The following is a 25,336-nucleotide window of genomic DNA, read 5'->3' as shown; positions in this document are numbered from 1 at the left end:
CCCACCGCGACCGACAACTATGACTTCACGTTTTGCCTACCTCGGCCTGCTGGCTGCTCTTTGTCTCCACGTCGCAGTGGCATCCGCCAAGTCGCCCGACGCTGCCAAACCGGCGTTGTTGAGCGTCGATCAGATCTATGGTTCCAGCGAGTTTTCAGCCCGTTCGTTTTCAGGCGACTGGCTCCCCGAAGGGCATCGCTATACCAAGCGGTTGCCGACCTCCGACGGTTCATCCGACAAAGGGATCGTCGCGATCGATGCCAGTGACAAGCATCGCGATGTCTTGGTCCCTGCCGGCAGCCTGATTCCCGCGGGACAGACGAAGCCGTTGGACGTCGCATCGTTCTCTTTTTCCGCAGACCAATCACGCGTGCTGATCTTCACCAACACTCGCCGCGTTTGGCGACGCCACACCCGCGGCGATTATTGGGTGCTGGATCGATCGGCGCGAACGCTGAAGAAGCTCGGCGGCGATCGCCCCGAGGCGACGTTGATGTTTGCCAAATTCTCTCCCGACGGGCAGAGTGTCGCTTGGGTTCACGAGCGGAATATCTATGTCGAAAGCTTGCTGACGGGCGAGATCCGGCAAGTGACGAAGACCGCCTCGGACAAGATCATCAACGGAACAGCCGACTGGGTCAACGAAGAGGAGCTGGGGATTCGCGACGGGTTCCGTTGGAGTCCCGATGGATCGCGGATCGCGTACTGGCAATTCGATACTACCGGCGTGCCGACGATGACGATGATCAACAACACGCGGCAGATGTATCCTCAAACGATCACCTTCCCCTATCCGAAAACCGGCCAACAGAACTCCGCATGTCGCGTTGGCGTCGTCGATATCAAAACCGCCGAAACGAAGTGGATCGAATTGGGCGATCCACGCCAACACTACATCGCTCGGATCATGTGGGCTCCGCGTCGCGAACGTCCTGGCGATGGGGAACCGGTCGACCGCATGGCACCTCCCGCTGTCGACACCGCATCGCCCGATGACCTGGTATTGCAAGAATTCAATCGATTGCAAAACGAAAACCGAGTGATTGTTTGGAATGTGGATTCGAATCGCATGCGAACGGTACTCACCGAAACCGACGCCGCCTGGGTCGATGTGCACGACGAAATGTTCTGGCTCGACGATGCCACGCGTTTCACCTGGATCAGCGAACACGACGGATGGCGACGCGTCTACCTAGCCTCGCGCGACGGCCAAGCGTTGACACCGATCACGCCCGCAGGAATCGATGCGATCGAGTTGTTGGGGATCGACGAGACACAGGGGCTCGCTTATGTGATCGCCTCGCCCGAGAACGCCACCCAGCGGTACTTGTACACCGCATCGCTGACCGGCAACCAATGGCAACGGTTGACGCCAGCGGATCAACCGGGAACGCATCGCTACCAACTGTCAGCCGATCGCAAGTTCGCCTTCCACACCTATTCGACACTCAACACGCCGCCGCAGACCGATCTGATTTCGCTGCCCGACCACCAGCGAATCGAAATGTTGGAAGCGAACGATGCGCTGCGTAAGAAACTGGCGAAACGAAAACTGCCCAAGGCGGAACTGTTCCGCGTGGCGATCGACGATGGTGTCGAACTCGATGCGTGGTGCATCAACCCGCCCAATCACAAGCTGCGAAAAAAGTATCCGCTGTTGATCTATGTTTATGGCGAACCGGCGGGGACCACGGTCCGCGATCGCTGGGGCGGATCGAGTTTTCTGTGGCATCAAATGCTGGCACAGCAAGGCTACGTCGTGATCAGCATCGACAATCGCGGGACGCCTCAGCCGCGGGGACGCGATTGGCGAAAAAGCATCTATCGCAAGATCGGCATCAACGCGCCGCTGGACCAAGCCGCCGCGGTCCGGCAGATCTTGAAGGATCGCAAGGATATCGATCCCGATCGCGTTGGCATCTGGGGTTGGAGCGGTGGCGGTTCGATGTCGCTGTGCGCGATCTTCAAATTCCCCGACCTCTACAAGACAGCGATCGCGATCGCTCCGGTTCCCAACCACCGCTATTACGACACGATCTATCAAGAGCGTTACATGGGATTGCCCAGCGACAATGTCGACGGTTACCAAGAGGGTTCGCCGATTACACACGCCCACAAACTGGAGGGCAATCTGTTGTTGATCCATGGCACCGGCGACGACAACTGCCACTATGCAACCAGCGAGATGTTGATCAACGAATTGATTCGGCACAACAAACCGTTCGACATGTGGGCCTACCCGAACCGCTCGCACAGCATCTCCGAAGGGAAAAATACGACGCGGCATTTGCGGGCGTTGATGACGCGGTACTTGAACGACAAACTTCCAGCAGGCGGACGATAGCGCTCGATGGAGTTTCAATCGACGTTGACGCTCGCCTTGTTTTTTGCTGGCGGCCGACCTAATCTGGGCTCCGCATGAGCGAGACGCCCACAAACCCGCCGGTTCCCGAGATCAGCCGCTTCCTGTTGCGCGGCTTCCGTCGCTACAGTCGGCGGATGATTCGTAAGCAGTTCCACGCGGTGGCGATGCTGCGCGAGGGCCTTGCTGCAGCCCGTGGTATCGCGCCGGATCAACCGTTGATCGTTTACGGAAACCATCCTGGATGGTGGGACCCGTTGGCCGCGCACCTCGTTTGCGAGATCTGCTTTCCCGATCGCGACTTCTTCGCTCCGATCGATGCGGCGGCGCTACAGCGTTACCGGATCCTCGCTCGCTTGGGCTTTTACCCGTTGGAAATGGGGACTGCCACGGGTGCTGCAAACTTTCTTCGCTGCAGTCGTGCGATCTTGGATCGCCCCGCCGCTTCGCTCTGGTTGACTCCCGAAGGCCGCTTCTGCGACCCTCGCGATCGCTCCGCCGAACTGATGCCCGGCCTGGCTCATTTGTGCAGCCGATTCGAACGAGGCGCGATCGTCCCGTTGGCGATCGAGTACCCGTTTTGGGAAGAACGACTTCCCGAAATGCTGATGGCGCTCGGCGATCCGATCGACGTTGCGGCGCATCGCGAGATGAGCAAGTCGGACTGGAGAGAATTGTTGGCGCAGCGGCTTCGCGCGACGCAAGATCAGCTCGCCCGCGTGGCGATCGATCGCGATACCGAAGCTCTGGAGATCGTGCTTCGCGGCGGGCGTGGTAGCGGAGCGGGATACGACCTGGCGCGGCGATTCCGATCGCTGCTGAGCGGTACGCGGTACCAAGCTTCTCATGGCGGAAAATTACAGTGATCGCGATCGTCTTGGCTAGCCTCTGTTTGTTGTTGACGGGCATTCCCGCCGCAATGATCGCTTGGAATCTCTGCTGCTTCCGCCGCTTGTCGACGCAGGTCGACGATCGTCCAACGCCGGTCAGCGTGTTGGTCCCGGCGCGAGACGAAGCCGCGGGGATCGCGGCGACCTTGGAACGTCTGTTGGCTAGCGAAGGCGTCGATCTGGAAGTCGTTGTCCTGGACGACGATTCCCAAGACACGACAACAGCGATTGTTGCAGGGATCGCCGAAAAGGACTCGCGACTGCGGATCGCCCCCGGTGACGAGTTGCCACGCGATTGGAACGGCAAGCAGTTTGCCTGTTGGCAGCTATCGAAGCTGGCTCGCCACGACCGATTGTTGTTTTTGGATGCCGATGTCCATGTCGAACCCGACGCGATCGCTAGGCTTTCGCATTGCATGGACCGTCGCGCCGGCCAGCCGCAATCACTGGCACTTTTAAGCGGCTTCCCGCACCAGGAAACCGTCGGCTGGATCGAAACGGCGATCGTACCGCTGATGCATTTTGTCCTGCTGGGATTCTTGCCGATCTGGCGAATGCAACGCGTCACCGATCCCGCCTACGCCGCGGGCTGCGGGCAGATGTTCATGACCGACCGCCAAGCGTATGAATTGGCGGGCGGTCACGCCGCGATCGCTCGATCGCGGCACGATGGGATCAAATTGCCGAGAGCGTATCGGCAGGCGGAGTTGATGACCGACGTGATCGATGGGACCGATCTGGCGAGCGTTCGGATGTACCGCAGCGGGGCGGAGGTGTTTGATGGCGTGATCAAAAACGCCGACGAAGCGCTCGCCCGCCCGGCGTTGATCGTCCCGGTGACGCTCTTCTGCTTGGCGCCGCTCGCCGCGGCGATTGCCATGATCGGGTTTGCGATCGCGGGAGCATGGATTGCCAGTGCGATCGCGGCGTTTGCTTTTTGTATCGCAACGCTGTCGCGAGTCGCTTCGGTCCGTCGGTTTCGCCAGCCGCTGGCCTCGGCTTGGCTGCATCCCTTTGCGTTGGTGCTGTTTGCCGGACTGCAATGGATCGCGTTGTGGCGGCACAGTCGCGGACGCCGAGTCGCCTGGCGCGGCCGTATCGAATCTTAGTTTCGTTGTTTTCGTGCGGCGATGCCGGTTGGTAGATTGTGTTCGAGATCGTATCACCGCAAGCGAAGCCAAGACATGCTGGAAATCATCAAAATCGCTCGGCCTGGATTCTGGCCGACGCATGTCTGGTTCTACCTGTTGCCCTTTGCGGGGCGCGACATGTTCGGATCGATCCCGTTTTGGCTCGGCTGTTTCTACGTCAGCTTTCCTCTTGGCTTGCTGTTGTATGGTTGGAACGACCTGGGCGACTACGTCAGCGATCGCTGCAACCCGCGAAAGGACAGCTGGCTGTTTGGCGGACGGCCCGACGCGGCGATGCGGCGTCGTCTGCCATGGATCATCGCCGCGGTGCAGGTCCCGTTTCTGATCGCGTTTGTGATCATCGGCGGTTGGTGGATGCTGCTCTGGTTCGCCGCGGTGCTACTGACCAACGCGACCTACAACACGCTCGGATTTAAACGCCTGCCGGTCTTGGATCTGATGAATCAGATCGGCTACCTATTGATCTTTCTGCTGGGCAGTTGGCTCTGTGGCGTGCCTCAGTTGAATGCGGCGACGATGGTCTTCAGCGCGTTGTTTGCGATGCAGAGTCATCTGTTTGGCCAGTTGATGGATATCGAAGAGGACCGCATCGCCGAGCGTCATAACACCGCGATCACGCTCGGCGCGGTCCCGTCGAAGTGGTTGTTGGTCGGGATCATGCTGGTCGAGGTCGCGATCTCGTGGACCTACTTCCAATCGCCGATCGTCGCGGGATTCATGTTCGCCGGCGCGATCTTCTTCAGCCTCGATGCACTCGCCGGCCCCAAACAATACCCGCCCCTGTTCACCAAGCTCTTTTTCGTCGCCTGGAACCTAATCGTGATCGCCACGATGCACTTCGTCTGGCGCTATGGCGTCTTCTTAGTCGATTGATCCAGCACAACGAACGCCCCCAGAATCGATCGAACCACGCTCCAATTGCTCCTTCCGTTAATCGACGGCATACCAAAATTTGCATTGTTTGGCGAAGCGTGTGGTTTCGAAATCTGAAACGAAACCGCCAAACGGCAGCGACGCAGATTGGCATCCCACACATCCCCAAACGGCGGAATCCCGCCGAAGGCTTGGCCGTCGCTTCAGCCAAAAGTGGCGGTTGACGCTGGAAATCGCGGTACTATCATGTGACTCGTTCGTGGTGACTTGCGGTGCTTCTGCACTGCGAGCGAACAGGGAACTCCGGTGAAAAACCGGGACGGTCCAGCCGCTGTGAACTGCTTCGAGTGCCAACGCATTCGATTCGATGCTCCTTCTACCGAAGTGCCATTGCTTGGAATTCCAGGCGAGAAGGCTGTGAGTATTCGAAAGGCAGTGAGTCAGAAGACCTACCACGCGTAAGACGATTGAGTGCCTTCTTGGATTGAGGCGGTCGTTGCAATGTGTTCTGTCCCCCAATTGCTAGTGAAACACGGCGTATTTGTCGTTCACTCTGCATGGTGTCGACACAACACATTGTTTAATTTCATCGGTTGTCGATACGTTCTTGCCCCCTTTGTCGCTGCGCGCTCACACTTTCTGAAAATCGAAATCGGTTCTCAGAAGACAGGGAAGCTGCGCGCCGAGGTCTCGTGGCGAAGCGTGTTTCGACGCAGTAGCGAAGGGATCGGGACAGAGATGCCAAGCGCCAAGCAGCGACGGATCGCATCGCCCTGCACTAAGCAGTGCCGGTTGGATTGCCAAGCGATTTGCAGCGGATGCGGCCGCACGAAAGATGAAATCACCGGTTGGTCAGCTGCCTCGCCGGCGGAGCAACTGGAAATCGTTCGGCTCGCGAAATTGCGACAGCCAACATGCCAAGCCGCTGGGTTCACTTTGATCGAATTATTGGTCGTGATTGCGATCATCGGGATCTTGGTCGCCCTGCTGTTGCCGGCCGTTCAAGCGGCTCGCGAAGCCGCTCTCAAGATGAGCTGTAAGAACAACTTGCGTCAGCAGGGAATCGCGCTGCACAACTACCACGACGTGCATCAGACGCTGCCAACCGGATGTATCGAGTGGCGGTCGTGGGGCGCACCGCCAACGCAGCGGCAGTTCGCTTGGTCGGCGATGCTGTTGCCTTTCTTGGAGCAACAAAACGTCCATGCCCAAATCGATTGGTCGCTGCCGTATGACGCCCCTGAAAATCTGCCCGCCGCGTCGACGCGGCTGAGCGTTTACGAATGCCCCACTGCGATCGAGCGTCCCGCGACGCGGGGCAGGTCCGATTACGGCGGCATCTACGGCGAACGAATCGTCGATCGCGATCCGGAAGATGGCCTCTTCTTGTACGAGCGGTCGGTGCGGTTTCGCGACATCCGCGATGGGCTCACGCAAACGCTCGCAGTTGCCGAAGACGTCGGCGGCCCGGACAGCGAATGGATCAATGGCCGCAACGTCTTTGTGCAGGCCTACGGAATCAACGATCCCGACGCCTGGATCGGCGACAACGAGATCCGCAGTCTGCACACCGGAGGGGCAACGGTGCTGTTTGCCGATGGCCGAACGATCTTGATGGCCGAAACGATCGACAAACAGCTGCTTGGAAAACTGATCACTCGCGGCAAGGGCGAAGTGGTTGACTCCAGCGCCTACTGATTTTTAACCCTCGATGGAATGCTTGGCTGCCGACTTGCGACGCAGCTCACGATTCCATCGACCACTGAATTCCACAACTCTGACGAAACCACAACAATGAAAATTCAACTGTTTGCTTTGATGATCTCGCTCGCCGCGGCGACGCCTTCGCTTGCCGACATGGTGATCGATTTCGATGAACTGTCCGGATACACCGACACCACTGCCGACGGTAGCTATTTGAACGGCTACGGTTATGGAGCCGCTACCGGCAGCTGGTCTTCCCGCGGCGTCACCTTTGGGACAAACCAATGGGGACCGGGGTGGAGTTATTCCAACGTCAACAACACAACCACCGCGGGCTACACCAATCAGTTTGCGGCTTACCCGGGGACCGATGTCAGTGGAAATGGCAACTATGTGATCGGAACCGGCTTTTCCCCAAACGCCGCTTACTTCAACCTGTCGGCCAATCTGCAAGCGAAATCGATCGCCGTCGCCAATACGACCTATGCCGGAATCTCGATGCGTGATGGCGACGGTGATGGCGGTTTTGCCAAGAAGTTCGGTGGATCCACGGGAAGCGACCCCGATTACTTCCGCGTCACCTTCACCGGCTTTGAACAAGCCGATGTCGGCGGAGCGAGTACCGGAAGCGTCGAGTTCTATTTGAGCGATTTCCGATTTAGCGACGACTCGTTGGACTACATTGTCGAGGACTGGCAGACCGTCGATCTGACGGGACTGGGCGACGCGCGTTCGATCGGGATAACACTGGACGGCAGCGACGTCGGCACCTGGGGACTCAACACGCCCGCTTACGTAGCGATTGACAATCTTGCCGTCACCGCAGCCGTTCCCGAACCGGGAAGCATGGCGATGCTGTCGGTTGCCCTGGTCGCCGGCGGAATCGCTCGGCGACGTCGCAACAAACGACAGCAGAAAAATCAAACCAGCTGATCTCAGCCGGGACGCTCCGCCGGCTAGCTCTGCGGCTTCAGTTCCTTGATCCGCAGATTGCGGAAGCGGTAGGTCTGCCCTTTTTCGCCGTGGTGTTGGATGGCGATGAAGCCACTTGCATCGGTGTCGTCTTCGATCTCGGTCGTGACGACGCCGTTGACTTCGATCTTCAGCGAGTCGCCTTGGCAAGTGATTCGGTACTTGTTCCAGCCGTTGCGGTCCAACGCGCCGGCGACTTCGGGCTTCTTAAAGTAGGCTTGCGATTCCTCAGCATGCTCCAGGAACTTCGCTTCTTTGGTGCGGCCCTTGATGCTCGGCCAGATCCATCCGCGGCGACTCTCGTCATACAGACCGCCCGACCAGCGGCGATCCGATCCATCGCATTCGGCTTGGTAACCGTAGACCTTGTTCTTTTCGGAGTGACAGCGGAACATGAAGCCCGAATTCGCTTGCCCCTCGGGAATCATCACCTCGCCTTCGAAAACAAAGTCGCCGTATTTCTTGTCGGTGACCAGGAAAAACTTCTTCGACGCTGTCAGATGGATCTCGCCGTCGACGACGTTGACTTCGCCCCATTCATACGGATTGTTCCAGCCGCTGGTGTCTTCGCCGTTGAAGAGGTCGGTCCATTGATCGTCATCCTGTCCGATCGCCGCGCCGGAGATCAGGAAGGCCGAGAGCAGCAGGGCTGCGATGTTGGTCGTTGCTTGCATGCGAATCGTGTTTCTCTAAGAGTTGATAAAAAAGGAGCGTGCCGTACGCACGCGCTCGTAGGGGTGAGTTGCTTATTGTAGTCGCCCAGTCAACGTTTGTAGGGATCCGTCCACCTCTAACGCTCAAGTTGTCTCGGCGATCGCTTCGTCGCTACGATCCCCGCGAGGCGACAAACGCACAAACTGCAGTCCCATCTTTCGCAGCACCCACAGGCTCAACATACACCCGACAACTTGGGACACCGCCAAGACGAGTCGAGGCACAAGTTCAGCTCCCACCGCGACCGGGAAGGGATTGCTGGAGATCATTTGATAGATCGCTAGATTGACGACCATAAGCGCCGCATAGACGCAAACGCCCAGCACCAATCGTATCCAAACGCGACGATCCCGCATCCAAACCAGAAACAGGATCGTCCCCCACAGCACCGCCGCGCTAAGCACGGTCGTGACCAGGACCACCAGTAGCGTCGGCGCGACCGTCGCGCTCGTTCCCAGTTGCAGCGATTGATAGACCCGGTTGAGTGGTCGAGCGATCGCCATCACGACGGCGACCAAGCCGATCCAGCCGAACAGTTCGGCGATCGTGATCGGCCGTTTCGCTGGCGGTTTGTCGAGTCCCGCGTCGACGAGACAATATCCCGTGATCCGCCGCATCAGGACAAAACCGCCGATCGCCACGATGAATCGCATCAGGTCCCATCCGACCTGCAGCACCGCGATCTGCGAATATTGGAACTCCAAAAATTCGCGGACATTATAGAGTTGAAGCAGCGTCGGAACCTCGCAGGCGATCAGGCCTAGCAACAGATATCCGATCACCGGCCAGCCTTGCCGCCCCAGCACCGGATACCGCCACGCGATCCAAATCGGCACGATCAGATAGTAAAAGAACTGTATGCCGCTCAGAAAATAGCTCAGCAGGCCGATCCACACGTTCTGGATCGTGTATTCGTTGACCAATTGGCTGCCAAAGCTGAGAGCGGCCAAACTGGCCGGACCAACGGTTGCTAGCAACAACACAAATCGTTCGGCGCTCCGCTGTCGATCGACCGACTCCGATTCCGCCCGATCGTCGCTGAGGCGCGTTGGTTGAGGTGAATCGTCAGCGGGCGTTTCGTCTGCGGGCATCGTTTTCTCGTCACGGCAATTGGAAGTTCATTTGTCGACAAACGGAAACCGGCTGCCGCGAGCATCGATTGTAAGTGATTTGGTTCTTCGCCTGCGATTGCAATGCATGCAATTGCTCCTAATCTTCCATCACTCGCCCGAAACGCTAGCGTTCGACCGCGACGCCGGAAGCCGTTGGATTTGCAAGCATTATTTATGCCCGGTTCGCGTTGTGGCGAACGGATCAAATGAATAGACTCCGCTTCGTATGTCGATAGACAAACGTTAGACCATTCGACTCCGATCAAGGATGATCCATGAGTGCCCAACCAATCCCCAAGCCTGCGGGCGATTGCACGAACGATTCGCTAGCCGCCGCGACGCCGATCGAACAATTGCGATTCGCTCGCAATGTGATCCGTGTCGAGGGACAACACCTGACCCGATTGGCGGCTGAGATCGACCAAAGGATTGTCGCCGCTGCAAATCAATTGCTCGCATGCAAAGGCTCGGTGATCATCTCGGGAATCGGCAAAGCGGGAATCATCGGGCAGAAGCTGTCGGCGACGCTATCGAGCACCGGCACGCGGTCACACTTCCTGCATTCAGCCGAAGCGGTTCACGGCGACTTGGGCAAGGTCCAAGCTGACGACGTGGTCGTGCTGCTTTCGCACAGTGGCAAGACCGAAGAGGTCGTCCGCCTGCTGCCCGCCCTGTCGGCTCAATCGCAGTCGTTAATCGCGATCACCGCCTCGGCCAACAGTCCCCTGGGGCAAGGCGTCGACCTGGTGATCGAGATCGGTTCGACGCAGGAGGTCTGCACACTGGGACTCGCACCATCGACAAGCACCACGGCGATGCTGGCGGTCTGCGATGCATTGGCTCTGTTGACCAGCGAACTCCGCGGATTCACCTCCAGCGATTTCGCTCGCTACCATCCCGGCGGCAGCCTCGGACAAAAACTCTCTTCCGTCGACGACGTGATGCGACCCGTTGGGCAATGCCGGATCGCATCGGACAGCACTTCGGTCCGCGACGTGTTGGTGATGAACAGCAAATCGGGAAGACGATCCGGCGCGGTGATGCTGACCGATCAAGAGGGACGCCTGTCGGGAATCTTTACCGACAGCGATTTGGCTCGTCTGTTGGAACGCCGTCGCGAGCGAGCGTTGGACGGGCCGATCGTCGAAGTGATGTCGAGCCAGGTGACGCGTGTCCGCAGCGGCTCGTTGCTGGCAGATGCGATTCAAATCCTCGCCCAGCGAAGGATCAGCGAACTGCCAGTCACCGATGCAAATCAACGACCGGTCGGACTGATCGACATCACCGACATCGTCAGTTTGTTGCCTAACGACGAACCGAATCCGCCTCAGATCCTGCCCATGCGTCCCCAGGTTTGAACAACATTGAGTATGAAATCGGATAGCGAAATCGCGGCTCCCATTAAGTTGATCCTGTCGGATGTCGACGGCGTGTTGACCAATGGGCAGATCATCTACGACGCGGCGGGCTTCGAAACGAAAGCCTTCCATGTCCGCGATGGCTTGGGGATCAAGCTGTGGCAGCGAGCGGGGTTCTCGTTTGGGATCATCACCGCGCGGAACAGCGAGATCGTTACGCGTCGCGCCGAGGAACTGGGGATCACCGGCCTGCGGCAAGGCTGCCAGCAGAAGTGGGACGCCGCCGTCGAACTGATGCAAGAGGCGGGATGTGGCCCCGAACAGACGGCTTACATTGGCGACGACCTGCCCGATCTGGCGGTCATGACACGTGTCGCTTTACCGGTTTGTGTTTCCGACGCGGCCAGCGATGTTCGCAAGGCGGCGACCTGGATCACCAAGCTGCCCGGCGGAACGGGAGCCGTCCGCGAAATGATCGAACGCTTGCTGCACGCTAAATCAAAATGGGATTCGCTGGTCGTTCAGCGTTAGGATCGGGATGCCCACTTCACCGTTGGATTTTATCAAAGCGCTTGTGGTCTGCTTGTTGGCAGCCTGGGGCTACGATTATGCAATCGCGCCAGCGTTGGTGGGGCAAAAGCAGCTTGCCGAGATCCCGATCCGCGCGCCATCGGACGTCGGCGATTCGAAGATCGCTGAATATTTCAAACCGGGATCGTGGCAGCGTGAATCGCCCAAGCAGATCGAAACCGAGATCGGTGTGCTGTTGTTCAAAGACTGGCAACGGTTGAGCGATAATCGCTGGAAGCTGTCTCCCGTCACGTTGTTGCTGCGCAGCGATGATTCAGCGGGCGAAACGCCCAGCGGCGAAGTCAACATGCGTCGTCCGATCCTGTTGGAAGCCCCCGGTGGTGCGGAGATCGAATTCGCCGAATCACTGTCGGTGATCGATGGCAGCACGCCGCCGGTTCAAGGAGGCCATCTGATCGGCAACGTGCAGATCATCGGCCCAGCCACCAAAAGCGATGGCAGCGATCGGTTGCAGATCAATGCCAGCGACGTCCGCATCAATGGTAAGAAGATCTGGACGACGGCACCGGTCCGCGTGCAGGTTGGCAACGCCGTCGCCGAAGGCCGCGACTTGACGATCGCATTAGCTGGCGGCGGCAAAATTCCCACTCAGCGTTCCGATTCACCTCTGGCGGTGCTGAACGAACTGACGTTGATCTATCTGGATCGACTGCATGTCCCGTTGGAACAAGGAACCCTCTGGCCAGCGCTCCCCGAAGTCCTGGCCGCGCGTCCGCCGGGATCGATCCCGCCATCGGGCGTTGGCGGCAGTCTAGACGTTCGCTGCGGCGGCGCGATGCGGTTCGATTTCGCCACCTACACGTTGTCGCTAAGCAATCAAGTCACGATCGAACACCGCGGTCCCGGCCTACCAGTCGATGTGATCCGATGTCCCAATTTGGCGATCGAGCTGGAAGATCCGTTTGGCAACTCGGTCGCCAAACCGTCTCCCGATCGGATGATCCGTCGCGTCCGCGCCTTTGGTGGCCCAGTCACCTTCGACGCGCCGACGTTGATGACGCGCGTCTCCGCCGAATTGATCGACGCCGATTTCCGCAGCGGCGTGATTCGAATCGCCAGTTCGCGCGGGATCGATATCGCCCATCGCGCGATGCAGTTGGTGCTGACCGATTTTGAGTATCGCTTTACTCCCGGCGCTCCAACCGACTTGATCCAATTAAAGGCCGCGGGCGAGGGACGCTTGATTGCACACGATCCGACGATGCCCTTTCGATCTTTCGGATGGCAGGATCAACTGCGGATCACGCCCCAGACCGAACCGAACAAGTATCAGTTGTGGATGCTGCAAGCGTCGGCGATCCTGCCCGACGATGGCCGGATCCGCACCGACAGCCTTGGCCTAGGCTTCACGCTGTTGCCCGAAACGCCTGAGTCCAAGCAAGGTGATGACGATGCACCGCTGAAGGGACGATTCCGCCCTGAGAGCTTGGTCGCCAAGGGGAACGTGCTGTTCGACACGCGCGAGATCTACGCCAAGACCGAACAGCTGGACCTGTTCATCGAACAAGTCACCGCCGATTCGCCGCCGGAGCAACAACTGCGGCTGAATCGCGCTTCGGGAGAGTCGTTGAAACTGTGGACCAAGGAACCCGAATCGTCGGTCGCCGCGACGGGAGGTTTGGGCGCTGGCTTTGGGCAGCCCGCCGCCGCCAGCCAGCCACGGCCTCATATCAGCGGCCGCACGTTGTCGGCGAACATTTTGACCGACGGCAAGAACGCTGTCGCGCATGAGTTTTCGATCAACGAAGACGTCCGCATCGAACACGTTCTCGAATCGCAACAGGGACCGTTGCCGGTCGTCTTGACCGGACGCGAATTGATTTTTGTCGACGGCGACGAAGGGCGGATCGTCCAGGTTTCCGGCTTCCCGGCACAGATCGAGATCGCCGACGGCTACTTCCGCGGCCCGATGGTCCAATTGCGAATGGGCGACAATTCGTTGTTCATGGACCGCGCCGGCGAATTCCAAATGCCGACCTCGGTTCTGTCAGCCGCCGGAGAATCGAACTTCCGCTGGGTCGCGCCGCCGCGCTGCACTTGGGAAGGTCAGATGCAATTCAACGGCCGCACCGCTCAATTGATGCGTGGCGTCAAGATGACCGGAGCAGTGACGACGCTGGACGAACCGACGCGTTGGGACCTGCACGTCGGCTGCGATTTGTTGGAAGTCAGTTTGGCCCAGCGGATCAACTTCACAGCTCCCGACGCTTCGAAGCAAGCCGATGTCGAAAGGATCTCGTTTCGCGGGATCGATGCAAACAGCAATGGAGTCTTGCTGTCCGCGGTCCAACGCGATCTTCGCGGCAATCTGATGGGCAGCCACCAATTGCAATTGCCCACCCTCGACGTGACCCCAGCCCAATCGCAGCTGTTGGGAAGTGGGCCGGGTTGGTACCACATGTGGAGCAAGCCGGAAGTGACCGACTCGGGCCCACTGGCAACGCTCTCGAAAACCGGCGGCTGGCTGGCCGCTCACCTGGTCTACCAGGAGAAGATCGAAGGCAACTTCGCCAACAAGGTGTTGCGATTTGTCCGCGGTGTCCGCGTCGCAACCTCTCCGGTGGCCAACGAGGAGCAACGGATCGACGCGCGGCAGATCGTCGAAGCACAGGACGGGCAAGCCGTCTTGGACTGCGACCAGTTGGAGTTTTCGCAAACGCCGTCGGCACATCAGTTTAATTTACGTGGCCAATCGTTTGGCCAATGGGAAGCCAAAGCGATGTCGAACGTTGCGTTCCAGGGTCGCAACGAGAAGGGCTTGTTCCGCGGAACCGCCGACCGAATGGGCTACATCGCCGACAAAGACCTGTTCGTGATCGAAGGGGTCCGCAATCGCCCCGTCGAATTGCAGCGGCAATACGCCAACGGCCAATCGGGCGGATCGTTTCAAGCCGAGATCTTGAAGTTCAAACCGCGAACGCTAGAGATCATCGATCTGCAGATTCAAAACTTGAACCTCGGCGATCTACAGCAAGGCTTCGGCGTTCCACCTCAGCCTCAAACCGCGACGCCCAACACGCAACAGCCGCGATTCTAACGCACAGCAACGGTCGCCTGTCGCGTTCGGAGTGTTGCTGCACTCGCGCAGTTTGGGTTTGTACCGGACGTCAATTCGCGACGAAGTTTAAGATCCGAGCGACCTGCCGTTCTGGATGCTCCGGCGACGCAGCAACTCGCAGTTTGATCTGATGCGCATCGTTGCTCAAATCGGTGGCGAACATCACAGTCCGCGGGTAATGCAGCCCTTTGCTGTGATGGTGGTAGAGTTCGACCGGCTGGAATTCACCGCCGTCGATACTCACTTCGACCGTTGCCGCATCGGGTCCCGCCAACACATAAGCTCCGATCGCCGTGCCGCTGAATTTCAGCGAGCACTCAGCTCCCACACCCTCCAGGCACAGCAATCGTTCGCGTTTGAAGCGACCTCGCTTGCCCCCGGGAAGCGCATCCCAATCGGGAACCTTGACCGTCGCTTTTGCGATCAGATCCACGTCGGCGAGATCCAACAACCGGCCGCGGAAGTAGCTGTCCGCATCCATCGGCTCGGGCAACGGATGCGCCGCAAGCTTCGCGTCCTCTGCGCTCTTGTCTCCCTTCCAAGCAGCGTCCAGCAGTTGGTCGATCAGATCGGCGGCGATCCGATTCCCCGCCGGTTTGGGATGCGTGCCACCGTAGACATCCCAGCTGAGATCGCCCGCGGAAATGCTGCTGGCAACCTGCCGAGCCAGCCGAATCGCGGGGATTTGATAATGTTCGGCAACCGCTTCGTGAGCGGCGATCGAGAGCGGAGTTTTCTTCTGTTGCGACGTGGCCAACATTCCCGGGTTCACAAAGTAGGTCAGCACGATATCGGCGTTTGGATTGTGCAAGCGGGCGTGGCGGATGATCCCCTCCATCCCGCGAATCGCAGCTTCACGCGAGTGCATCGCATCCTGATCATCGTTGACTGCAAACTCGACGAAGAACAGATCGACGGGCCCTTTGTCCAGCACATCACGCTGCAGCCGGAAAGCTCCCGTTGTCGAACAGGTCGACGAGATCCCAGCGTCGGTGAACGTGAACTTAATATCGGGAAAACGTTCCTGCAGCGACTTCATCACCATCGGGCGATAGCCATCCATTTCGGTGATCGATCCACCGATAAACGCGACGTGCCCGCGATGCTCTCGTTCAAACAGAATCTTCGCATTCTGGAAATCACCGCGAAGGATCGAGTTCGCCGGATCGAGGGTCAGCGAGTCATCGGCATCGACGCGGTGGGCAAAGAAGGTCAAACAGCAGATCAGTGGAAGCAGAGCGAATATCAAGGGGCGAGGCATGTTGGGAACTCACGGATATCGATGAATTGGAGGTGTTTTCTCAAGGCACCAAAGTACCAGCCAAGCCGATCGGTTTCGAGCATATTCAGTTTTCACCGACCAATTTTTCAAGCAGCTCAAGCGTCTAACCGTGCCCTGCGGTCTTCGATCCGTCGTAAAGCCCTCCCCGAAAAACTTGCTAAACCCTCGTTTTCCGACCCTCCCAGGCTTCGCCCAAGAGGGTGCAATACACAGCTGCTTGCATCGCGCTTCACCTCGTTTCCCGACCCTCCCGGATACGCCGAGCGAGTGAAGTGGAACGCTTCACCCTCCCGCAAACGCAGTTTGCATGGGAGGGTCGAACCAGCGCAGCGAGGTTCGGGGAGGGCCGTGCAGGTGGCGGCACCGCAGTGACGTCAAACGATCACAATTCGATCGTGCGACACGGCGTGAAGGCTTCGTAGCGGGCCAGCTGAACGAACAACTGCCCGGCGCTGGCGGGAGCCGTCGTTCCGGCATCGCGATCACTTTGCAAGGCGGCTCGATAGATTTGCGTCAACCGATCGGCGAGCGCCGATTCATTGAACGCTTCGGCCGCTCGATGCGCGTTGGCAGCGAGATGCGGCTGCGGGTCGCCGGGTGCTGCGGGCAGGTCGTGCATGATGGGATTGGCGTCGCGAATTTGGCCAGCCAGCTTACGATCGGACTTCGCCGCGGCGATCGCTCTCGCCTGCAGGCCGATCGGCAAACGGGCAAAGTCGATGTCGCCGACGATCGGCCCGCGATCGACCGACTCCAAATCCAAGGCGTCGATAAACCCGTCGGGCAACCAGCCCCACGCTGCACAATAGGCTTCCCAGATCTGTGGCTGAGCCGATTGCCCGATCACAGCGGCTGGGATCGAAAGCGACGGCGCAAGACCGGGGAATTCGCATCCGGCGGCGCGTAGGTCGTCGGTAACCGCCGGAAGGTCGCGACCGTGCAGCGGGCGTCCGGCCAACATGGCTTCCAGAAAAACAGACGCTCCGTTTTCCGCGACGCTCGACGTGAACAAGAAATCGGCCGCGGCCAGCAATTCGGCTCGCGAGATCCCTTCGACAAGCTCCGCGTCGAACCGCACCGGCAGTTGCTGGTTGCGGGCGAAAGTCGACCACATCGCATACATCTTTTGATCGACAGGATCGGTGGGCGGCGCCGCGACGGCAAACGTCGCATCGTCGCAAACTGCACTCCACAGCAGCAGCTCGCCGATGTTCTTGGCTCGGGTGCCACATGCCGGATAAATCCCCAGCGGCTTGTCCGCATCGAGATCCAACGCCGCGGTCAACTTGCGTTTCGCAGCCGCGCGATCGAGCTGGCTTTCCGGAATCGCCAGCGCGGTCGCGGGCAAGCGATGCAACACCGCATCGGCGACGCCCAGCGCGGACAACAAACGGTGATCGCGCTGTGTCGCGGCGACGTAATGCAAATTGGCAGCTTGCGGATAGAGATGGCGTTCGACCCGATCGGGCGACTGTGTGGCGAGCGACTGGATCCAGCGTTGATAGTTTGCGGACGAATAGTCTTCGGCAAAATCGTGGATCTGCAATACGATCGGCCAGCCCGCTTCGGCCAACCGGGCGACAGCTTCGGGAAGCAACAGGTGCTCACCGAGGCTGTGATTATGAAAATGCAGCAGGGTGTCGTCGCGAGAACCACCGGCAGCGGTGATCGCTTGGGCGATCTGATCGGTCAAAGCCTGTGACTGATCTATCGACGAAGAATCATCCGAGAGAGCGTCGACAGAAATCGCATCGACGGGAAAGCGAAGGCTTTGCAAATCGGAAAGGCCCGCGTCGCGTCCACCGTGCAGCAACAAAACCCGATCGATCGGAAGCTGACTGGCGGCCAAAGCTTGCAGATGATTTAGAACCACTTGCGTGACATCGCCACGATCAAAGTGATTGTGGAGGACGACAAGTTTCATCTGCGACCAAGAAAGAGTTTAAGAATAGTGCGGGCGAGAGGAATCGAACCTCCACTCCCTTGCGAGAACAAGAACCTGAATCTTGCGCGTCTGCCAATTCCGCCACGCCCGCATGTCTTCAAAAACTGTTGCATCGTTTTCACGACGCCAATTGTTTTCCGATCTTATTGTTTCGGAAACAATCGTTCAATGCTTGATTTAATTTAACCAAACCATCGCAAACGATGGAAGGCATTGTCTGGAAATCTGCGATTTGAGCCGATCCGGCAAAACCACAGCACCAGGTTTTCGCCGATTGTAGATACGATGAAGGTATCCTGTAAACCATACTTTCGGATCTTTTTTCCGCAGCGGTGCCAGGAACGTTCGACGTCGCATCGGGAACGGCAAAATCGAGCCGCCGTCAGCCACCTACCAATCCTTGGCCACCGGTTCGCGCGTCAAGCGTCGACTGCGTTCCTGGTCGCGACGCCGCTGGGCCTCGCGGTCGCGAACGGCCTGCAAAAAGCTAGACGAATCCATCTGCGGCTGTTCGCCCTGGTCCGACTCCTGCGGCTGTTGCTCTTGCTGATCCTCGCCCGAATCCTGCGGTTGGTCGTTCGGATCCGACTGCGGCGGCTGCAATAATTGCAACGCTTCGACCAGCTTGGTCAACGCCTCATCTTGATGCTCTCTCGCAGCTTCGACCTGCGGATCCGCTTCGGTCAACGCGTCGCCAACGGCTTGCATCGACTGCATCCCAGCGGTCACCAATCCCGCTGCCTCGCGATAGCGTTGGCCGGCCTGTTCAAATTCTTCGGTCTGCTGAGGCGACAACTGATGGCCGGCAGGCGACTCCGGCGACTGTTCCGCTTGCTTGTTTAACGCGTCGGCGATCTGCTGCGCCTTGTTGCTCAGTTCGGCTTGTTCCAACGAGATCGGCCCCAGTCGACGCATCGCCGCCGGATCGTCCTGCAATCCGGCAACCTGTTGCGTTTCGTCGTTCAATAGAGCCTGCTGCATCGCGGCTTCGCGGAGATGTTCGACGACGGAGAAGAACAGCCGGCGGAGCGCTTCCAAATGCTCGACCGCTGCCTGAGCGTGACCGCTGGGCAAGGCAAACGGCTCGCTCGCCGCGGGCTGCGGTTCCATCGCCGCTTCGTCGGCGTCAGCTTTCTCGGGATCTTCGCTCTCCGCTTCCTTCAGCTCAGATTTCTTCGGCTCCGGCTTCTCGACTTCCGCTTCTTTATCTGCTTCCTTCTCCACGTCGTCCGATTCGGACTCGCTTGGCTCCGCAGTTTCCTTCGGCTCCTTTGACTCAGCAGCTTCCTTTGGTTCCTCTTTCGGCTCCGCGGGATCTTCCGTTTCCTTTGCTTCCTGTTTCGGTTCGGCAGCCGGAACCTCGGCTTCTTCCGCCGTCACCTTAGCCAACGTTTCCAACACTTTGGCCATTTCGCCTTTCGCTTTGCCAGCCAGTTCGGCCGCGAGTTCGAAGCGTTGCAGTTCGGCGGCGGGATCGGGCGCGTCGTCGGCTGGCGGCGTTGCCGGATCGGCGGTCGCGGCGGCGGAGAGTGTCTGTTGCTGCTTGGCGATCAATTCCGACAAGCGATCCAATCGCGTGCTGTTACGCGTTTGCAGCGGTTCGACCAGCGATTGCCGCTGAGTGATATCGGCTTCGGTCAACGCTGGTGGTTCTTCCGTCAGATCTCCCGGCGGCTCGGGCAACCCGGCACTGGGATCCAGCATGGCAGAGATCTGCGTTTGCGTCGCGTACGTCAATTCGATCAGTCCACGAAGATCGAGGAACCGCTCTCGGGCATCGCTCAAACTTTCAATTCCCTGCCGCTGTTGATCCAGGGCGGCGCGATAGTCGGGAACGTCTAAATCCTTCACCGCTTGTTCCATCGCTCGATCGCCAGCTTCCAGCGACGGCAGTGCTTGGCGGAGCGATTCCATGAAGGCAGCCGTTTCGTCGTCGGCCGCGGGGGCTTGATCTTGCGGAGCGGTCGCGTGCTGATCGGCTCCCGCTTTCAGGCGCTGATACAATTCGGTCGTTCGTTCGCTGACCGATTGCTGCCGTTCGCGAAGGTATTCTTGATTCAGCCAAGCCGGCGTGGTGGGGCTCGCTTCGGGGAGCGGACTCTTGGCCGATCCCCGTTCGCCATCCGCGGCGAGCAGAGCAGTTCCCTGCGCAGCAGTTGTGGCATCGGCCAAGATCTGATCCAAGACTTCGACAGGCTGCCGCAATTGATCGCGGGCGCGTTTCAGTTCTTCCAGTGCCGAAGCGGATCGCCGAAAAGCCCGCTCGGCCTGGCGCAACCGCATCTGGCTGCGAGCCCCGCCCATCCGTTGGTTCGCTCGATTGACGTAGTGCAGGACGTTGTTCAGCTGAGCCGCGCGGAGCTTCTGTTCGTCCGTTCGATCGGCTTCCGGTTTGCCGTCGATCACGTCCAGTTCCTCCCGCGCGACCTCGGTCAACGATTGAGCATCGGCCAATTGCTTTCGCTGCTCCACCGCCAGTTGCCGGAACTCGTTGCGAAACGCATCGGTCGCGTTGGGATCGTCGATTGCGGAGACCCGCTGGACCAAGGCGACAGCGCTGCCAACCACCGCGCGCTGGGCTTCGATCAGCGCGTCGATCCGCTGTGTCACGTCGCGATCGTCCTGATTGGCCAGGCTGTCACGCAGCTCCAAGATCCGTCGCAGAACCACTTCCAGATTATGCCGGGCCTGCATGTCGTCGTCGCGCAAACCGATCGCCATCCGAAACCAATCGGCCGCCGATTCAAGATGCCGCAGCGATTCGGCAGGCTTCTCTTCCAGCAGTTCATCGGCGCGGCCGATCTCGACCCAGCCCATGTTGTACGTTGCGCGAAACCGCAGCTCGCCGTCGATCCCCGCGCCGCGGCGGGCCGCGACTAACAGACGCTCAGCCCCGTCGAAGTCGCTTTTGATCTTTTCGATCCCTTCGTTGTAGAGCGAACGCGGATCGCGATCCTCCAACGAATCCTCCGCCTCGCCATCGGAATCCGAACTCGCCTCAACGGCTGCAACCGCGGAGTCGTCGGTCGACGGCTGCGCGGCGACGGCTTGATCGTCCGCGGATTGAGTATCCTCGGCTGCCGCAGCGGGGACCGCCATGCAGGTACCGACGACCAGCAGTGCGATCGCGGCGGCGGCCTTCTGACCGGCCGGAAGCGAAGGGAGATCGAGCGTTTGCGATGCGGCAGCCGATCCGCCGGCCAAGACCGTTCCGGCCAGCAGGAAGATGAGCGCCGACAGCAGCGCCCACTGGAAAGCTTCGTTGCGGACGGCGCGGCCGCGGTCGTCCAATTGCCCGCGGACCAGCGGCGCGATGTGGGCGTCGTAGATCGATTGCAGGTTCAAAACGCCAGTCCCAGCGGGAATGTAGGCTCCCTGCGTCGCAAGCGCCATGTCGCGGAGCGTCTGGCCGTCGAGACGCGTGACAACGGTATCGCCGTTGGCATCGCGGACCGTCTCCTGGACACCGGTTTTCGGATCGGTGATGCGGATCTCGCTCCCCGATTCGTCCCCCAGACCGATCGCCAAAATCTTGATGCCACGCTCGGCGGCCGCTTTCGCAGCGTCCAACGGATGCGAATCGTGGTCTTCGCCATCGGTGATCAGGACCAGCAAACGGGAGACATCGCTTTCGCTGCGGAAGCCTTCGATCGCTTTGCGGATCGGCTCTTCCAGCCGCGTTCCGCCCCGTCCAACGCTGTTGGGGCCTGCCCCTTCGAGGATCAACTTAAAGAAGCCGAAGTCGGGGGTGAGCGGACACAACACGCTGGCTCGGCCGGCAAAAGCGATCAGACCAACTTGGTCGCCATCGAGATAGGTCAGCAGGTCGGCGAGTTCCGCTTTGGCGCGTTCCAAACGGTTCGGCGCGGTGTCTTCGGCGAGCATCGACTTGCTGACGTCCAAGCAGACCATCACCTGAGCGCCGACGCGCGGCGTCTCGACATAATGCAGCCCCCACTGCGGCCGCATCAATGCGACGACGACGCTTAAACCCGCCAGTCCCAAGCAACCGATACTGGCCCAGCGTCGCAGCAGCGATGGGCGGCGGACCAATCGCGATTGCATCGTCGGGGACAACATCCGCGACAAGACATCGCCGCGGCGTTGGTCCAGCCACAACAAGACCGCAACGGCGGCCAGGACGATCCAAATCGCCGCGGACCACTGAGGATTGGCAAAACGAAAATCAGACAACATCACGGCAGCGTCCTAAAGACCGTCGATCCCAACACAACCGCAGCTCCCATCAGGCACAGCCCCAGCAGAGCGAAGGTGCCATAATGTTCGGTGTACTGCAGATAACGAAACTCCGTCACCTTGGTCCGTTCCAAGCGATCGATCTGCCCGTAGATCTCGCCGAGCGCGTCGATGTCGACAGCTCGAAAATATTGACCGCCGGTGACGTCGGCGATCTCGGTCAACGTCTCTTCATCGATCTCGACCTCGGCGCGAACCAAACGCATCCGCCCAAACGGATCCTGCATCGGGATCGGGGCCAGCCCGTTGGTCCCCGCTCCGATACTGTAGACCTTGATATTATTGGCCGCCGCGACCTCAGCCGCCTCTTTCGGTACGATCGCTCCGGCGTTGTTGACGCCGTCGGTCAACAGGATCACGATCCGCGACTTCGCCTCGCTCCGCCGCAGTCGTTCGACAGCCAGTGCCAGCCCGTCGCCGATCGCTGTTCCATCTTCATCCTCGCGGCGAACCAGTTCCAAATCGTCCAACATCGCCACGAGGTTGCCATGGTCCAGCGTCAGCGGGCAGAGGCTGTCGGCGTAACCAGCAAACGCGATCAGCCCGATCGCATCGTCGGGGCGTCCCTTCCCGGCGGTCCCCTCTTCTCCCAGCACAAACTGGCGGAAGACTTGTTTGACGACCTGCAATCGGTCGACGCTTTGATCGTCTTTGACCAGATCGCGGGCGTTCATCGAACTGGAATGATCGACGACCATCATGATCGCGACCCCTTCGCGGCTGATCCGCGTTTCGGCATCGGGCGTCCGTGGACCAGCGATCGCGATCGAGAGGGCGATCAACGTGAGTGCCATCAGCAACGCAGGCAGCTTGGCCAGGCGCACGCGCACGCTGCGCGGCCCCTGATCGAGGATCGCCAACGACGAATAGACAAGCATCGACGGTCGCCGCGAGGCCCAGACAAAGACCAGCGGAGCCAGTAGCGACAGCAGCAACAACCACGGATCGCGGAATTCGATCTCAGACATTCCGCACCTCCGTCGCCGCAGGTGTCTGCGATTCGCTGTGCTGTGGTTCGTCCTGATCGAACTCCATCAGCGGCGCGTTCTCGCGAGTCTCTTCCAAGAACTGGCTGGCTGCGTCGATGCTGCGCCCGATGTCGGCATCGCTTGGCACCGCGCCGGCGAACTTGACAAGATCGGCTTGGCGGAGGAACTCGCGCAACAGCGATTGGTGATCGCGGGTCATATCGGGTGAGGCTTGCAAGGAGTTCAAAAACTCTTCGGTCGTCAGTTCGGGAGCCCGCAGTTCAAACCGGTCCTCCAAATAATGGCGGACCAGATTCGACAGGTCGACATAAAACGTATCGATCTCATCGGCCGAGATGCGGGGCTGGCGAAGCAGTTGATCCAGCCGCCATCGCGCGACTTCGTAGGCGCTCTTGCGGCGGCGACGGCGCTGCCAATCGGTATACGCTCGCCAAGCAAATGGCGAGGCGGCGGCGCAGACGGCGACCAGTGCCAGCACCCACGGCCAGCGAGCCGGCGCAGGGGGCTGACGCGGTTCGAGTCGCCCCAGCGGCGGGTTCAGGTCGGCGGCGACGTCGTCGGGAAGGACCGATTGCACCGTGAAGGGGATCGCGTCGGTCAAGATTTCGTAAGCGTCGTAGCCTTCGGGAGCTTGCCGTTGGTCGGGGCGATTGTCGACGTATTCGATCAAGATCGGCGGGATCGCTTGTTTACCCGAACCGGCGGGTTGCAGCCGGTATTGCTGCGACAGGACGGTTTTGCCCGCATCGTCAATCGCTTCGCGAGGGACAAAATCGACGATCGCAAAGCGGTCCAATGCTTCCCCAAATTCGGGCATCAGGACTTCGACATCCTGTTCCGCCTGGACCTCGATCCGCAGCGTGACCGGATCACCGATCAAAGGCTCCGGCGGATCCAACGAGATCGCGACCGAGACCGGCCCCGACTGGCTGACCTTTTCGATCGGTTGAGCCCAGCCGCTGCGGGGCGTGAGCGAACCGATGGCGATCAATGCGACGAGCGCTATTAAAAACGTAATTCGATTCAACGATGCATCCTCCGAGAACGCATACGAAAGAACCGCACCAAGGGATCGACCACGCTCTTCGAAGCGTCGATGTGGATGAAGTCGATGCCGGAGCTACCGAATGAACGGCGCAGTTGATCGATTCGATCTTCGGACGCGGCGGCGACGTGATCGCGGAAGGCGATCGATCCGGTATCGTACCGCTGGACGCGGCCCGTTTCGGGATCGGCGACGTTGACCATGCCGACGTTAGGAATCTCTCGCTCCTTCGGATCGGTGATCAGCACGGCGATCACGTCGTGCTTTCGGTTGGCACTCTGCATCGCTTTTAAATAGCCGTCGTCCAGGAAGTCGCTGATCACAAAGCAGACAGTTTTTCGCGACGTCACCGACATCAAGAACTCCATCGCGCCGCCGACATCGGTCGCTTGCCGACCCGTTCGAAGCCAAGCCCGACGTCGACCGAAGGGCAACCAACGACGAGGCCGCTTGGCAGGCGTGGTCCCCGATTTCGTTTCGACGTTGCCGTGGGCAAGGACTTCGCGGACGACTCGCAATGAATGTTTCTGGCCCTTGCGGGGCGGAATATATTGGTCGATCCCGCCGTGGAAAAGAGCGAGCCCGACCTTGTCATCGTTTCGCGTCGCCGAAAAAGCCAACAGCGCGGCCAGTTCCGCTGTCGCTTCGCGCTTCGACCGGGTGGCCGATCCAAAGTCCTGGGAGGCCGAGACATCGGCCATCACCATCAACGTCAGCTGGCGCTCTTCGACATACCGTTTGACGAACGGTTCGCCCGTTCGAGCTGTCACGTTCCAGTCGATTGTGCGGACATCGTCGCCGGGGACATAAGGGCGGACTTCGTCGAATTCGATGCCGCGTCCTTTGAAGACCGAGACGTATTGTCCGGCCAGCACATCGGCGACCTGACGCCCGGTTTGGACTTGGATTTCGCGGACTCGGCGGATGATCTCTCGAGGTAACATGCGTCGATCGTATGAGGAAAGGGGTATCGAATCAATGCGGCCCCAACGGGAAAAAGGTTCGCTAAATTTTGATTTTTCACAAGTCCGCA

The 25,336-nt window shown here is 59.6% G+C and carries 17 protein-coding genes, 1 tRNA gene and 1 riboswitch; of the genes, 9 read left to right on the top strand and 9 right to left on the bottom strand.

Annotation, left to right across the window (positions count from 1 at the left end):
• Positions 1–19 precede the first annotated feature (19 nt).
• The 6 genes from CA51_RS06280 to CA51_RS06255 all read left to right on the top strand — a co-directional run bounded on the left by CA51_RS06280 (position 20) and on the right by CA51_RS06255 (position 7,913).
• A complete protein-coding gene (locus tag CA51_RS06280) occupies positions 20–2,344 on the top strand; it encodes a S9 family peptidase (RefSeq protein WP_145118812.1) in 2,325 nt (774 codons plus the stop codon).
• 74 nt (positions 2,345–2,418) lie between these two features.
• On the top strand, positions 2,419–3,228 hold the full coding sequence (locus CA51_RS06275) for a lysophospholipid acyltransferase family protein (RefSeq protein WP_145118810.1): 810 nt from the start codon (positions 2,419–2,421) through the stop codon (positions 3,226–3,228).
• Positions 3,225–4,361 carry a glycosyltransferase family 2 protein gene (locus tag CA51_RS06270; protein WP_145118808.1) on the top strand — a complete coding sequence of 379 codons (1,137 nt, stop codon included), beginning with the start codon at positions 3,225–3,227 and terminating at the stop codon, positions 4,359–4,361. The genes CA51_RS06275 and CA51_RS06270 overlap by 4 nt, the downstream gene beginning before the upstream one ends.
• Positions 4,362–4,436: 75 nt before the next feature.
• Positions 4,437–5,276, top strand: coding sequence for a UbiA family prenyltransferase (locus CA51_RS06265; protein ID WP_197451634.1), 840 nt, complete (start codon positions 4,437–4,439; stop codon positions 5,274–5,276).
• Between the two features lie 243 nt (positions 5,277–5,519).
• Positions 5,520–5,747: riboswitch (cobalamin riboswitch) on the top strand.
• A 267-nt stretch (positions 5,748–6,014) separates the two neighbouring features.
• The gene (locus CA51_RS06260) at positions 6,015–6,974 is read left to right on the top strand and encodes a DUF1559 family PulG-like putative transporter (RefSeq protein ID WP_197451633.1); all 960 of its coding nucleotides are present in this window, start codon (positions 6,015–6,017) and stop codon (positions 6,972–6,974) included.
• A 96-nt stretch (positions 6,975–7,070) separates the two neighbouring features.
• Positions 7,071–7,913 (top strand): DUF4465 domain-containing protein, encoded by an 843-nt coding sequence (locus CA51_RS06255; RefSeq protein ID WP_197451632.1) that lies wholly within the window; start codon positions 7,071–7,073, stop codon positions 7,911–7,913.
• A gap of 23 nt (positions 7,914–7,936) precedes the next feature.
• Here CA51_RS06255 and CA51_RS06250 read toward each other — a convergent pair whose 3' ends face one another.
• Both CA51_RS06250 and CA51_RS06245 read right to left on the bottom strand, forming a co-directional pair.
• Positions 7,937–8,626 carry a 3-keto-disaccharide hydrolase gene (locus CA51_RS06250; protein WP_145094235.1) on the bottom strand — a complete coding sequence of 230 codons (690 nt, stop codon included), beginning with the start codon at positions 8,624–8,626 and terminating at the stop codon, positions 7,937–7,939.
• A gap of 123 nt (positions 8,627–8,749) precedes the next feature.
• Positions 8,750–9,757, bottom strand: a complete 1,008-nt coding sequence (locus tag CA51_RS06245) for a hypothetical protein (protein ID WP_145118804.1) — start codon at positions 9,755–9,757, stop codon at positions 8,750–8,752.
• 296 nt (positions 9,758–10,053) lie between these two features.
• On the opposite strand from CA51_RS06245, the gene CA51_RS06240 reads away from it, so the two are divergent.
• Genes CA51_RS06240 through CA51_RS06230 form a run of 3 tightly spaced genes read left to right on the top strand, consistent with a single transcriptional unit; the run spans position 10,054 to position 14,764 of the window.
• Positions 10,054–11,136, top strand: a complete 1,083-nt coding sequence (locus tag CA51_RS06240; RefSeq protein WP_145118802.1) for a KpsF/GutQ family sugar-phosphate isomerase — start codon at positions 10,054–10,056, stop codon at positions 11,134–11,136.
• A 12-nt stretch (positions 11,137–11,148) separates the two neighbouring features.
• Positions 11,149–11,667 carry a KdsC family phosphatase gene (locus CA51_RS06235; RefSeq protein WP_145102750.1) on the top strand — a complete coding sequence of 173 codons (519 nt, stop codon included), beginning with the start codon at positions 11,149–11,151 and terminating at the stop codon, positions 11,665–11,667.
• 7 nt (positions 11,668–11,674) lie between these two features.
• On the top strand, positions 11,675–14,764 hold the full coding sequence (locus CA51_RS06230; protein ID WP_145118800.1) for a hypothetical protein: 3,090 nt from the start codon (positions 11,675–11,677) through the stop codon (positions 14,762–14,764).
• A 70-nt stretch (positions 14,765–14,834) separates the two neighbouring features.
• On the opposite strand, the gene CA51_RS06225 is transcribed toward CA51_RS06230, so the two are convergent.
• The 7 genes from CA51_RS06225 to CA51_RS06195 form a co-directional block, all read right to left on the bottom strand.
• The gene (locus CA51_RS06225) at positions 14,835–16,046 is read right to left on the bottom strand and encodes an SGNH/GDSL hydrolase family protein (protein ID WP_145118798.1); all 1,212 of its coding nucleotides are present in this window, start codon (positions 16,044–16,046) and stop codon (positions 14,835–14,837) included.
• Positions 16,047–16,449: 403 nt separating this feature from the next.
• Positions 16,450–17,991 (bottom strand): glycosyltransferase family protein, encoded by a 1,542-nt coding sequence (locus CA51_RS06220; RefSeq protein ID WP_145118796.1) that lies wholly within the window; start codon positions 17,989–17,991, stop codon positions 16,450–16,452.
• Positions 17,992–18,019: 28 nt separating this feature from the next.
• Positions 18,020–18,103, bottom strand: a tRNA-Leu gene (locus CA51_RS06215).
• A 299-nt stretch (positions 18,104–18,402) separates the two neighbouring features.
• On the bottom strand, positions 18,403–22,209 hold the full coding sequence (locus CA51_RS06210; protein ID WP_145118794.1) for a VWA domain-containing protein: 3,807 nt from the start codon (positions 22,207–22,209) through the stop codon (positions 18,403–18,405).
• Entirely contained in the window at positions 22,209–23,237 is a 1,029-nt protein-coding gene (locus CA51_RS06205; RefSeq protein WP_145118792.1) for a vWA domain-containing protein, read from the bottom strand. The genes CA51_RS06210 and CA51_RS06205 overlap by 1 nt, the downstream gene beginning before the upstream one ends.
• On the bottom strand, positions 23,230–24,285 hold the full coding sequence (locus CA51_RS06200) for a hypothetical protein (protein WP_145118790.1): 1,056 nt from the start codon (positions 24,283–24,285) through the stop codon (positions 23,230–23,232). Before CA51_RS06200 ends, CA51_RS06205 begins: the two co-directional genes overlap by 8 nt.
• A complete protein-coding gene (locus CA51_RS06195) occupies positions 24,282–25,247 on the bottom strand; it encodes a DUF58 domain-containing protein (protein WP_145118788.1) in 966 nt (321 codons plus the stop codon). The genes CA51_RS06200 and CA51_RS06195 overlap by 4 nt, the downstream gene beginning before the upstream one ends.
• Positions 25,248–25,336 lie beyond the last annotated feature (89 nt).

The organism is Rosistilla oblonga (assembly GCF_007751715.1).
Taxonomy (GTDB): Bacteria; Planctomycetota; Planctomycetia; order Pirellulales; family Pirellulaceae; genus Rosistilla; species Rosistilla oblonga.
Note: the sequence above shows the minus strand (reverse complement) of the source record. Positions and strands in the feature narration are given on the sequence as shown.

What these genes read in the sequence shown, in the direction of transcription:
- CA51_RS06250 (WP_145094235.1), bottom strand. Translation starts at nt 8,626, where the DNA reads ATGCAAGCAACGACCAACATCGCAGCCCTGCTGCTCTCGGCCTTCCTG.
- CA51_RS06240 (WP_145118802.1), top strand. Translation starts at nt 10,054, where the DNA reads ATGAGTGCCCAACCAATCCCCAAGCCTGCGGGCGATTGCACGAACGAT.
- CA51_RS06210 (WP_145118794.1), bottom strand. Translation starts at nt 22,209, where the DNA reads ATGTTGTCTGATTTTCGTTTTGCCAATCCTCAGTGGTCCGCGGCGATT.
- CA51_RS06220 (WP_145118796.1), bottom strand. Translation starts at nt 17,991, where the DNA reads ATGAAACTTGTCGTCCTCCACAATCACTTTGATCGTGGCGATGTCACG.
- CA51_RS06230 (WP_145118800.1), top strand. Translation starts at nt 11,675, where the DNA reads ATGCCCACTTCACCGTTGGATTTTATCAAAGCGCTTGTGGTCTGCTTG.
- CA51_RS06205 (WP_145118792.1), bottom strand. Translation starts at nt 23,237, where the DNA reads ATGTCTGAGATCGAATTCCGCGATCCGTGGTTGTTGCTGCTGTCGCTA.
- CA51_RS06260 (WP_197451633.1), top strand. Translation starts at nt 6,015, where the DNA reads ATGCCAAGCGCCAAGCAGCGACGGATCGCATCGCCCTGCACTAAGCAG.
- CA51_RS06265 (WP_197451634.1), top strand. Translation starts at nt 4,437, where the DNA reads ATGCTGGAAATCATCAAAATCGCTCGGCCTGGATTCTGGCCGACGCAT.
- CA51_RS06245 (WP_145118804.1), bottom strand. Translation starts at nt 9,757, where the DNA reads ATGCCCGCAGACGAAACGCCCGCTGACGATTCACCTCAACCAACGCGC.
- CA51_RS06195 (WP_145118788.1), bottom strand. Translation starts at nt 25,247, where the DNA reads ATGTTACCTCGAGAGATCATCCGCCGAGTCCGCGAAATCCAAGTCCAA.
- CA51_RS06255 (WP_197451632.1), top strand. Translation starts at nt 7,071, where the DNA reads ATGAAAATTCAACTGTTTGCTTTGATGATCTCGCTCGCCGCGGCGACG.
- CA51_RS06225 (WP_145118798.1), bottom strand. Translation starts at nt 16,046, where the DNA reads ATGCCTCGCCCCTTGATATTCGCTCTGCTTCCACTGATCTGCTGTTTG.
- CA51_RS06235 (WP_145102750.1), top strand. Translation starts at nt 11,149, where the DNA reads ATGAAATCGGATAGCGAAATCGCGGCTCCCATTAAGTTGATCCTGTCG.
- CA51_RS06280 (WP_145118812.1), top strand. Translation starts at nt 20, where the DNA reads ATGACTTCACGTTTTGCCTACCTCGGCCTGCTGGCTGCTCTTTGTCTC.
- CA51_RS06275 (WP_145118810.1), top strand. Translation starts at nt 2,419, where the DNA reads ATGAGCGAGACGCCCACAAACCCGCCGGTTCCCGAGATCAGCCGCTTC.